This is a genomic window from Halomarinibacterium sedimenti, assembly GCF_019312585.1.
Classification (GTDB): Bacteria; Bacteroidota; Bacteroidia; order Flavobacteriales; family Flavobacteriaceae; genus Halomarinibacterium; species Halomarinibacterium sedimenti.
This window is the reverse complement of sequence record NZ_JAHWDP010000009.1, coordinates 16,987-29,413: the sequence shown is the minus strand read 5'-3', so window position 1 is coordinate 29,413 and position 12,427 is coordinate 16,987. Positions and strand designations below refer to the sequence as shown.

At 41.2% G+C, this 12,427-nt stretch carries 8 protein-coding genes; 7 read left to right on the top strand and 1 reads right to left on the bottom strand.

The features are described from left to right. Nucleotides 1–16: 16 nt before the first annotated feature. From KXJ69_RS13810 to KXJ69_RS13475, 3 genes are all read left to right on the top strand, one after another. Complete coding sequence (locus tag KXJ69_RS13810) at nt 17–124, top strand: T9SS type A sorting domain-containing protein (RefSeq protein WP_219053651.1); 108 nt, start codon at nt 17–19, stop codon at nt 122–124. Nucleotides 125–294: 170 nt separating this feature from the next. Beyond that, the gene (locus tag KXJ69_RS13480; protein WP_219053649.1) at nt 295–795 is read left to right on the top strand and encodes a phage tail protein; all 501 of its coding nucleotides are present in this window, start codon (nt 295–297) and stop codon (nt 793–795) included. A gap of 34 nt (nt 796–829) precedes the next feature. Then, nucleotides 830–1,330 carry a phage tail protein gene (locus KXJ69_RS13475; RefSeq protein ID WP_219053648.1) on the top strand — a complete coding sequence of 167 codons (501 nt, stop codon included), beginning with the start codon at nt 830–832 and terminating at the stop codon, nt 1,328–1,330. A gap of 68 nt (nt 1,331–1,398) precedes the next feature. Here the strand turns inward: KXJ69_RS13475 and KXJ69_RS13470 are convergent, their stop codons facing one another. Next, nucleotides 1,399–2,409 (bottom strand): SAM-dependent methyltransferase, encoded by a 1,011-nt coding sequence (locus KXJ69_RS13470; protein ID WP_219053647.1) that lies wholly within the window; start codon nt 2,407–2,409, stop codon nt 1,399–1,401. Nucleotides 2,410–2,573: 164 nt separating this feature from the next. On the opposite strand from KXJ69_RS13470, the gene KXJ69_RS13465 reads away from it, so the two are divergent. The 4 genes from KXJ69_RS13465 (at nt 2,574) to KXJ69_RS13450 (ending at nt 12,391) form a co-directional block, all read left to right on the top strand. After that, complete coding sequence (locus KXJ69_RS13465) at nt 2,574–3,146, top strand: peptidase associated/transthyretin-like domain-containing protein (RefSeq protein ID WP_219053646.1); 573 nt, start codon at nt 2,574–2,576, stop codon at nt 3,144–3,146. 5 nt (nt 3,147–3,151) lie between these two features. After that, on the top strand, nt 3,152–3,652 hold the full coding sequence (locus KXJ69_RS13460; protein ID WP_219053645.1) for a phage tail protein: 501 nt from the start codon (nt 3,152–3,154) through the stop codon (nt 3,650–3,652). Between the two features lie 4 nt (nt 3,653–3,656). Further along, entirely contained in the window at nt 3,657–4,790 is a 1,134-nt protein-coding gene (locus tag KXJ69_RS13455; protein WP_219053644.1) for an ABC transporter substrate-binding protein, read from the top strand. A gap of 119 nt (nt 4,791–4,909) precedes the next feature. After that, complete coding sequence (locus KXJ69_RS13450; RefSeq protein WP_219053643.1) at nt 4,910–12,391, top strand: T9SS type A sorting domain-containing protein; 7,482 nt, start codon at nt 4,910–4,912, stop codon at nt 12,389–12,391. Nucleotides 12,392–12,427: the final 36 nt, after the last annotated feature.

The following is a 12,427-nucleotide window of genomic DNA, read 5'->3' as shown; positions in this document are numbered from 1 at the left end:
GGTTGACTTACGTGGTATGGCAACAGAGCGAACCTTTAATGTTTCTAGCTTAGCTTCAGGAGTGTACATGGTACAGATCCAAAGCGAAAGCGCACAAACAGTAAAACGATTGATTAGAAGATAGTCAACCTATATCTTTAATAGTAAAACCCCCTCCAGAAATGGAGGGGGTTTTTTGTTTTTAATATCCAACTGATATTTAAGTATTTATACTTATTGTATCCCTACTCAAATCCCTATACTTTAGTACATAATAAAACTAACAAATTATTAATCATTAAAGACAACTTAATTATGACACCATTTTTAGGACAGATTCAAGCTTTTGGATTCAATTTTGCACCCCGAGGTTGGGCAAAATGTGAAGGACAATTATTGCCAATTAGCCAATACAATGCACTATTTTCATTATTAGGAACTATGTATGGGGGAGATGGAAGAACAACCTTTGGACTTCCAGATCTCAGAGGTCGATCTATAGTAGGAACGGGAAACGGGCCTGGGTTATCAACAATAACTCAAGGAGAAAAAGGTGGTGTAGAAAATATTACTCTTACTTTAAATAATCTTCCTTCTCACACACATAATATAGGTGTGAACACAAGTACAGGAGAAGAAGCAAATCCAAGCGGAAAACACCTAGGCTCTATTACGGACGGGTACGCAGAAGATGCAGATGCAAATCTAGCAGCACCATCTAATGCAGGTGGAGGACAATCATTCAATAGTAGAAATCCATTTTTAGGGATTAATGTGTGTATTGCTCTTGAGGGTGTATATCCATCTAGAAACTAAATATTAACTAACCTTTATACTAAAACAATTTATTATGGAACCATTTATCGGACAAATTCAAGCTTTCGGATTTAATTTTGCACCACGAGGGTGGTCGCAATGTAATGGACAATTATTACCAATCAGCCAATATACAGCAGTATTTTCATTATTAGGAACCACTTTTGGGGGAGATGGACGAACAACTTTTGGCCTTCCTGATTTGAGGGGTCGCTCTATCGTGGGAATGGGTAATGGACCTGGATTAAGCAATATTACTTGGGGAGAAAGAGGTGGAGGAGAAAATCATACACTTACTGTAGCCCAAATGCCTTCTCATACACACAATATCGGCGTAAATTCTGCTGCTGGAGAAGAATCAAATCCAAGTGGAAAACACCTAGGTGCAATAACAGATGGATATGCAGAAGACTCTAATGCAAACCTTGCTGCACCAGCAAATGCTGGTGGTGGACAATCTTATAGTATAAGAAATCCATTTCTTGGAATCAATGTTTGTATTGCATTACAAGGAATTTTCCCATCACGTAACTAATAAATTCTAAACTCAGTATATAATTGATCTAAGGCCGTTGTGTATTTATATTCAGAACGGTCTTTATATTATTTCTTAATTGAAACGATAAGTTTTGGATTTAATCCTACCTCGTATTGAGTATTTACTGATAAAGCTTCTTGCTTATCATCAATTTCACAAAAGATATATGGAATGGTTAGTCCGCTTTCTTTATTAGTAAGCACTTCATTATCAAAAATCTTTATTGTGGTTGTTACAGCTAATGCTGTATTATTTTTAAGTTCAGAGTGCGTAAAGCACACTTCTTTTTTTGGAAAAAAATAGCTTTCTACACCATTAAAATTATACTGTAAAGCTTCGCGTTTATTTAACGAAAAAACTTTTTTATCCACTCTGCTTGAACTATTAAAAATAATTGAATTATTATCAAATTCTTCTTTATGATTTAATAAAGAAAGTTGAAGTGAAACCTCTTCAGGAATAAGACTTACATCTCCACGGCATTGTTTCATTACATTGGCGGTGATTGCCACTTGAGGTTCTCTTGCCAAGGCATGTTGTAAGCATTCAATAATGACAACATCTATCTCGTGAGAATTTTCTAAATTTATTTTAGTGGCATCTTCAAGAATTACATTCTTTAAATACGCTTCGGCCCCTAAGCTCTTAAAAACATTTTTAACATGGGCAAAGCTAATGGGATTTACCTCAACCAAAGTTAGTTGAATTTCTTCAGAAGTATATAAAGTTAATAGCGGTAAAACGAGAGTTGCAAAAGGACCCGATCCACAATACAAAATTTGCACAGGTTCTTTATTTTTACTTTTTATTTTTGAAATGGCTAAATTAATTCCGCGAACAAATTTCTTTGTCCGCATCATATCATCGAGACAACGAGCCGCCCAAGTAGGTCCAATGGCAAGACCGTGAGGAAGTGCTATATTATCTCTGTTTTCCTCAGTTTCATATTCAAGGTTACTTATTTCCAAAAGTAGTTCTTTATAGGATTTTAAAGCATTACTTAATTCAAAATAGTTTATGTCTTCACTCAAGATTGCCGGAGCAATGTCCTGTAGTCTTTCCAAATAATTTTTCATCTAATAATTTAAAAGGGGAGTTTCCTTGATGCTCTAAAATAAACAAATTTATTTCTATATAATCACTAGCTATTATTTTTATGGCGAAAAAAGCACCATTGGTCGAATACTTTAGGAATCATAGTGAATTAAATCTATATTTAAAGAACTAACTAACCAAAATTATGAAAGAAAACATCAGCCGAAGGATTTTCATAAGAAAATCTGCCGTTGCAACTACTGGTCTTGCTCTAGTTGCATCCTCAACCCCACTACTTGCATTTTCGGAAAGTAATTCACCTTATAAAGGGTACAATCCCTTTGCAGAAGAAAAAAATGATTTACGCACAAATCCATTTGGCAAACACATTGCTGTATCTGGAAAAATATTTAGTTCCGATGGAGAAACAATTCTACCCAATACAAGTGTAGAAGTTTGGCATTTATCTCCAGATAGTAAAAAGTTTAGGCATAATGCTAAAATAAAAACCAATGAAAGCGGTGAGTATTATTTTATAACAGACCTCCCTTATAAAGAAAAAAATGTCCCTAGAAATATATTCTTTAAGGTGACAAATAATTCTGAAAGCTACTTTACAAAACTATATATCTTGAGTAATACGGCTTATTTTAATTCTCAACATTGGGAAGAGAATCAAAACCTTGGTAAGCACTTAGCTACACTTAGCGAATCAACTAATACTCAAATGAGTATACAATTTAATATTTCACTAACTAACCAAACTTTAAAAAACTAACTATTATGGAACCATTTTTAGGACAAATTCAAGCTTTCGGATTCAATTTTCCACCTCGTGGATGGGCTTTTTGCGACGGACAATTACTCTCAATTGCTCAAAATACAGCCCTTTTTTCTTTGTTAGGAACCACTTTTGGTGGCGACGGACGAACAACATTTGGGTTGCCAGACTTACGAGGTAGAAGTATTGTACATGTGGGTAATGGACCTGGTTTAAGTACCATTACTTGGGGACAAAAAGCAGGAGTAGAAAACCATACACTTACTGTAGCCCAAATGCCATCGCACACTCATAATATAGGGGTTAATACAGCCTCAGGCGAAGAAACTAATCCTAGTGGAAAACACCTTGGTGCTATTCAAGATGGATACTCTGAAGATTCTAACGCCAACCTTGCTTCTCCAGCAAGTGCTGGAGGCGGGCAATCTTATAGTATTAGAAACCCTTATTTAGGAATTTATGTAAGTATCGCCATGGTTGGCATTTATCCATCCAGAAACTAAGTAAATGAACACCAAAATTGGGTTATTACTACCTAGGTCGGATATGTTTCCAACTTTGGCTGGAGATATATTGAATGGCTTAAAGCTTGTTTTTAAAAAAAAAATGGATGTAGCTTATACACCATCATTTATCATCGAAGGAACAGGTAATGCGGCAGACGATTCAATAATTCAAAAGGCAGAAAAATTATTGCTACAGGAAGATGTTGACCTCACTATAGCTTTCTGTAGCATATTTAAATTAAAAGAACTTGAAGGTGTATTTACAGCTTATAAAAAACCTTTACTCCATATTGATTTAGGAGGAAGAATTTTAAAAAAAGAACATGTTAGCCCAAATGTTTTACACCACACCCTTAACATATGGCAAGCTAGTTATGCAGCAGGTAGATATGCTGTTAATGCCTTTGGAAAAAAAGTAGCCATTGTAGGGTCTTATTACGATTGTGGGTATCAAATAACCGAAGCATTTGTTCAAGGACTGAATGAGGATGATGGTAAAGTTGAAGCATTTTGGGTAGGCCCCATGGACTATAAAACCGAATCGTATGATACTATGATTGAAGCAATTAAACAAGCGGATCCAGATTTTATCTATGCCCTTTTTAGCTATAAAGAAGGTGAAAAAGTGTTTCGCAAAATTGCGGGTTCAGAAATAAATGGAAGAATACCTATTCTTTCCAACCCTTTAATGAATGAAGAGACTTTAGAGGATTATAAAATTGAAAAAGTAACTTCAATTGCATCTTGGTCTTTGGATGATGAAAATCCTGAAATGAAATCCTTCATTATAGAATATAAAAGTCTGTACAGTGAAAACCCAAATATTATGAGCCTAATGGGTTTTGAAATTGGACAATTGGTTTCAAAAATAATAGAAAAGGAACATCGAATTCCTAGTAATATTGGTGAATATATGGCGAATAAAAAAATTGAAACACCAAGAGGAACAGTACATTATAACTCCTATAATGAGTCCTATCCAGCTACCTTTAAGGTGAGACAATTTAAATTTCGAAAAGATAATTATCAAAATGTCGTAACAGAAACTTTAGATGCAAGTGTAGCATCAAACCAAAACCAAAAATTTGAAGAATCGCCATTAGCAGGATGGCAAAATCCATATATATGCACCTAAAACTGAAATTAAAATTACGTAAAACTACGTATTCATTTTACCAATATGGAAGCCTAAATTTGTTTTTATATTGTTAATTATCAAAATATTAGACTTACTATTCATTTAAATAAAACATTATGAAAACTATTACCACTCTACTTACTATTGCCATTACCTTTATGGCCCTAAGTGTTAGCTTTGGTCAAAAAGCAGTGGTTATTGGAACTAACCACGTGACCAGCGATGGTTTTGCCTTTTTAGTAACGCAAGACCTTGCCAATGGTGAGGTGGTCTATTTTACTGAAGACGAATACAACAATACTACCAATGTATTTGCAAGCGGAGAGTCGATCGTACGATTTACAGCCTCCGGAGTTATTACAACCGGTACGGTTGTCTATGTGGAAGAAACCGGAGTATCAACCAATACGTTTAACGTCACCTGTACAGGTGGTGGTGCCTGTGGAACCACAGCGCATTTTGGCGGGGGATTCTCTCTTAGAACCGATGGCGAAGCCTATTATTCGTATACCGATACCAATGACGATCCTTCCGATGGGGTCACCGAGATCTATTCGGTATTCTTCACCGGAGAAGTAGGACAGCCCAATCCGGGTGGTCCAATCCCGGCGGCACTTGATCCTACTCCAGATTTTCCAAATGCAATAGTGATAGATGGTTTTCCTGCTGTAAGCCCCGGAAGAGCCGAGTTTATGTACGCTGGGGCTGGAGTACGTGACGGAAGATGTAGAGACGACCTTGAAGTAGTGAGTAATTATTTACACGGTCAGGCCTATCAGGCACTAAATACAACAACATTTGGTAGTTTTACATTATCGTGTACGAGTCCTACTATTACCGTTACCTCTTCACCTGCTTCGGTGGCTGAAAATAGCGGAACACCAATGGTATACACCTTTACATTAAGTGTCCCATCTGCTGGTGTTACAACGGTTAATTTTTCTGTTGGAGGTACATCAACATTCCCTTCAGATTATGGTCAATCGGGGGCAGCCACGTTTGGTGCGGCATCCGGTACCGTAAATATTCCCAATGGAGCTACGACCGCGATGGTGACGATAACTCCTACTGGAGATACAACCCTGGAACCAGATGAAACAGTGATTCTTACAGCCACTTCAGGAACAGGATATATTGTAGGAAGCCCTAGCGGTAGTACTGGAACTATTACCAATGACGATACCATGGCTATTACTCCCTTAGTTGCTGTTACTGGACTTAATAATGCGGTTGCCCCTGGGGTTGAAGGATTTTCCTTTGTTGCTTTGGATGATATCCCCGCAAGTACAGAAGTATTTTTTACTGAAGAAGAGTTTAATATTAACACCTTAGCTTTCTCTATTACGAGTGGTGAAGGAGTTGTTCGATGGACAGCTCCAGCAGGAGGTGTTCTAAGAGGTGAAGTAATAGTTGCTACGGAAAACTCACCCGATGTTTTTACAGCTACTTGTGACAGTGGAACCTGTGGAACGTTTACTACAATCGTGACCGGATTTACCTTTGCCTCAAACGGTGAAGGATTCTTCGCTTACAGCGATACAGATACCGACCCTACAAATGGTGTCACTCAGGTGCATTCCGTATTATTTACAGGAACGAGTGCGACTCCAGGTGGTAATATTCCTGCAATAGAGGATCCTTCTACTGTATATATTGGCAGCGTTGTGGTGGATGGATTTCCAGCAGTTCAACCTTTACGGACTGAATATGACCCAGCGCTTAGGGGCGTTACCGTAGATCAAGCAAATTTCCAAAATACAGCTAATTGGCTGCATGCGCAGGCCAATGCTACGCTTTCAACTGTACCCTTTGCTAACATCATTATAACAACAGGATCTAGTAATCCAACACTAACATTAACAGCCTCCCCTACTACCACTGTAGAGGATAGTGGGACAGGAATTGTTTATACTTTTATGCTTGATGCAAATGCAACAGCAGACACCACAGTTAATTTTACGGTTTCAGGAACCGCTACATTTACTACAGATTATACTGTGTCTGGAGCATCTACCTTTTCATCAACTTCTGGATCGGCAGTAATTTTAAATGGAAATAATAGTGTTGCGGTTACAATTACTCCAGTTGTAGATGCCATGGTTGAACCATCAGAAACGGTCCAACTCATGATAGATTCAGGAACTGGATATGATGGTGGGACTCCAAACTCGGCTACAGGAACTATAACTAACGATGACACTTCAGACTCTGATCCCTTAGTAGCAATTATGGGTATGACCCACGATTCAGGAAGTCCAGATGCGTTTGCTTTTGTTGCCGCCCAAGATATTCCAGCAGGAACTGTGGTGTATTTTACAGAAGATGAATTTGATAATACAACTTTACTTTTTTCCTCAGGAGAATCAGTACTACAATGGACTTCTCCAGGTGGAGGGCAAATTGTTAAGGGTGACGTGATTGTAGTTACTGAAACGGCCACAGACACATTTTCAGTAACTTGTTCGGACACCTCAGGAAATGGATGCGGAAGCATAGTCGTAATTGTTGGCGGTTTTGCCTTTGCAACTAACGGTGAAACTCTTTATGCCTATGAGGATAGTGACACAAATCCCGCCAATGGAGTAGATGATATTTATGGAGTGATGTATACTGGTAATTCTAGTACGCCAGGCGGAAACCTGCCTGCAATAGAAGACCCAACCGGCATCTACTTAAACGCCCTTGTTGTTGACGGATTTCCTGCAGTGGCACCCGATAAAACAGAATATACTCCCGCAGGAAGAGCGATTCCGGTTGGAGCGGCAGATTTTGAAAATCCTGCCAACTACGATCATGCATTTCCTTACGGAGCCGGTTTATCGACCGTACCATTTGCCGATCTAAGTATTGTAGTAACTTTTACCGCTCCTGCCGATTTATGTCTAGACGCTGGTGTGCAAGCAGGCTTAGGAAGTGGAACACCCGTCGGAGGTGTTTATAGTGGCCCTGGAGTTACCGATGATGGAAATGGAACAACCTATAGCTTTGACCCTGCCGCTGCCGGAGTTGGAATACACACCTTGACTTATACTTTTGGAGGAGGTAATGCAATGGATGATGTAGAAGTCTTTGCATTACCATCTGTTACCTTTACAGCACTTGCGGATTTATGTCTTGACGCTGGTGTTCAGGCTGGGCTAGGTGGTGGAAATCCAGCCGGTGGAGTTTACAGTGGACCTGGAGTTACTGATGACGGCAATGGAACAACTTACAGTTTCGATCCTGCTGCCGCAGGCGTTGGAGTACATACATTAACATATACATTCACAGACGCGAATGGATGTACTGCTAGTGCTTCAGATGATGTAGAAGTATTTGCATTGCCTGTCGTAGCGTTTACAGCCCCTGCAGATCTCTGTATAGATGCAGGAGTTCAAGCCGGTCTTGGCGGAGGAACCCCGACTGGTGGTGTTTACAGCGGTCCTGGTGTTACCGATGATGGCAATGGAATGACTTATAGTTTCGATCCTGCGGCCGCAGGAGTGGGAGTACATACCCTAACTTATACATTTACCGACGCCAACGGATGTACAGCTAGTACCTCAGATGATGTAGAAGTATTTGCATTGCCTGTCGTAGCGTTTACAGCCCCTGCAGATCTCTGTATAGATGCAGGAGTTCAAGCCGGTCTTGGCGGAGGAACCCCAACCGGTGGTGTTTACAGCGGTTCTGGTGTTACCGATGATGGAAACGGCATTACTTATAGTTTCAATCCTGCGGCCGCAGGTGTTGGAACCCATACGTTAACTTATACGTTTACCGACGCCAACGGATGTACAAATAGTGCTTCAGATGATGTAGAGGTATTTGCCTTACCAACAGTAACATTTACAGCTCTTGCCGATCTCTGTATCGACGCAGGAGTACAAGCCGGTCTTGGAGGAGGAACTCCAAACGGTGGTATTTACAGCGGTGCGGGAGTTACGGACGACGGAAACGGAATGACCTATAGTTTTGATCCTGCAGCAGCAGGTGTTGGAACACATACCTTAACTTATACATTTACCGATGCCAATGGATGTACAGATAGTGCGAGCGACGATGTAGAAGTATTCGCGTTACCTACAGTTACTTTCACAGCACCACCAAGTCCGGTTTGCCCGGGTGCTGTCCTCACCGGACAGGGAGGTGGAACTCCATCGGGAGGTGTTTACAGCGGTCCTGGCGTAACCGACGATGGCAATGGAACAACCTATACATTTGATGCGGGTGTAGCCGGAAACGGAACACACACCCTCACTTATACTTTTACCGATGCAAATGGTTGTACAGGAAGTGCTTCAGATACGGTTACGGTAGAAGATACTCAGGACCCTGTCGTCACTTGTCCAACGGACATAACTCAAAACAATGACCCTGGGGTTTGTGGAGCTGTAGTAATTTTTACTCCAACAGCAACAGATAACTGTCCCGGAGTAACAGTTTCGAGTGTACCAGCCTCCGGTAGTGTATTTCCTGTTGGAATTACTACTGTTACGGTTACAGCAATTGACGCTACAGGAAATACGGATACGTGTACATTCGATGTAACAGTCAATGATATTGAAGATCCAACTATTACTTGCCCAGCAGATATTACAGTTAATAATGATCCTGGTGTTTGTGGCGCCGTAGTAACTTTTGCAGACCCTACTGTGGCAGATAACTGTGGAGGTACAATGATAATGGAAACATTTGCCTTTACAGGGACTACCGACACCTTTGTAGTACCAGCAGGGGTAACTTCGATCACTATCGAATCTCAAGGAGCTCAGGGTGGTTTCAATGGTGGACTTGGTGCATCGATTAGTGGAACATTTGCTGTGACTCCCGGAGAAACCCTCAACCTAATGGTCGGTGGCGAAGGAGGCAGTAGAACCAATAACGCCGGCGTTGGTGGTGGCGGAGGAGGATCCTTTATTTGGAATCCTTCAGGCCCTACCCTGTTAATAGCAGCCGGTGGTGGCGGTGGTGGCGCTGGTAATGGGAACGGAGTTCCCGGAGCAGGTTCGGCGACCAATGTACCAACCGATAGTACGAACGGTAGCGGAAACGGCGCTGGTGGTGCTGGCGGAAATGGTGGAGCCGGCGGAGCTTTAGTTGCCGGGGCTACCTGTGATGCAGGTGCCGGCGGCGGAGCCGGATGGCTTAGCAACGGAGCCGATGGTGCATCACCAAATGCCCCATTGAGTGGCGGAGGAGTAAATCCTCTTGCCGGAGGTGCCGGAGGTAATGAAGGACCAAATTGTACGTTCCCTCCTACTGGATCTGCTGTTGGCGGATTCGGCGGCGGTGGCGGCGGTGGTGGAGTATCCGGTGCCGGCGGTGGTGGCGGTGGCTACAACGGTGGCGGTGGTGGAAACAGCTGGGCCGGTGGCAACCCTCCAGGATGGGGAGCTGGTGGCGGTGGTGGTTCCTTCAATGCAGGAACCAGTCCAACCAATACAGGCGGAGTACGTGCCGGTGACGGACAAATTGTAATTTCTTACACTTTGCCTCTTGTTATTACGCAAACTGCTGGTTTATCTAGCGGTAGTACATTCCCTGTTGGAACAACGACTAATACATTTCTTGTAACAGATCCCTCTGGAAATACAGCAACCTGTAGTTTTGATGTTACCGTCTCTGATAACGAACCTCCAGTTGCCAACTGCGTAGCGCCCTTTACGCTTCAGTTAGATGCTACTGGAAATGCAAGTATTACTCCTTCCGACATAGATAATGGAAGTACCGACAACTGTGGAATTGCTTCATTAGCGGTTTCACCAAGCTCCTTTACGTGTGCAGATGTTGGACCAAACACTGTAACATTAACTGTAACAGATGTAAATGGAAACTCAAGTACTTGTACTACAGTGGTTACGGTTGAAGACAATGTAGCTCCAACAGCGGTATGCATGGATATTACAATTGATTTAGATGCCGATGGAAATGCAACCATTACCCCCGCAGATGTAGATGGTGGTAGCACCGATGCTTGTGGCATTGCTTCCTTATCCATTGATGTAGACACCTTCGATTGTAGCGATGTAGGACCTAACAATGTGGTGTTAACGGTTACAGACGTTAACGGAAACAGTTCTCAGTGTACTGCTGTTGTTACTGTACAAGATGTTACAGCACCTGTTATGGCATGTCCTGCAGATATAGTTGCCGTGGCAGAACCAGATATTTGTGGAATAACATTAACCTATTCAGATCCAATAGCATTAGATGCTTGTGGTGTCGCATCAGTGGTATTAACAAGTGGTTTACCTAGCGGAAGTGTCTTCCCTGTGGGTGTTAGCACCGTGGAGTGGACCGCAACCGATGTGAATGGTAATAGTTCCACCTGTAGTTTTATAGTAACCGTAACAGACACAACACCTCCTGTTGCTATGTGTCAAGACATTACAGTCCCGTTAGACGCAACAGGTAATGCTACGATTACAGTTGCAGATGTGGATGGTGGAAGTTTTGATAACTGTGCTATAGATACTATGTCTATTGATATTAACACTTTCGACTGCAGTGATGTTGGACCTAATGACGTTACTTTAACAGTAACTGATATCTACGGAAACGTAAGTAACTGTATCGCTGTCGTAACGATTGAAGATGTAACGGCTCCGGTGGCTGTTTGTCAAAATATTACAGTTCAATTGGATGCGACAGGAACAGTAACAATTAATCCAGCAGATTTAGATGGCGGAAGTACTGATGTCTGTGGCATTGATACTGCAGCATATTCTGTGGATATAGATACTTTTGATTGTTCTAACGTTGGGGATAATCCAGTTGTTCTTACAGTAACCGATGTTAACGGAAACACGGCAACGTGTACCGCTATCGTAACAGTTGAGGATATTACTGAACCCGATGTGGTTTGTCAAGATATCACTGTTGAACTCGATGAAAACGGACTTGCTACCATTGTAGCAGACGATGTTATCGCTAGTAATACTGACGCCTGTGGTATATTTGAAACAAGCATTGATATTAGTGAGTTTAATTGTGATGATATTGGAACACCTGTACTAGTGACCGTATTCTCTGAAGATGTAAACGGAAACATTTCGACTTGTACCGCAGAAGTTACGGTTGAAGATTTATTAGCGCCAGTAGTAACATGTCCAGAAGATCAAACCGTAGATCCTGGTGGAGCAAGTGATCTATATGAAGTTCCAGATTACTTATTAACTGGAGAAGCTACAGCTATTGACAACTGTACTGATCCTTTAGTAATCACTACTCAAGATCCTGCACCAGGAACATTACTTTCGGAAGGAACGTATACGGTTACAATTACTGCCGAAGATGAATCAGGAAATATTGGAACTTGTACTTTCGAATTGACAGTTGATAGTACGTTAGGAACAAACGATCCTAAGTTAGACATTTCAACTATTATTATGTATCCGAATCCTGCTCAGGCAATAGTAAACATTAGCAACCCACAGGCAATTCCGTTGGAAAATGCTGCGATCTATGATGTCACGGGGCGTTTAGTGAAAACTTTCGACTTGAGAGGTATGGGAACAGAGAAAGCATTGGATATTGCATTATTAGCTTCAGCTTCATACGTTGTTGTTATCCAAAGTGAAAGCGGAACACTTACAAAACAACTTATTAAAGAATAAGATTGTAATTAACATTTCAAAAATAAAACCCCTTCA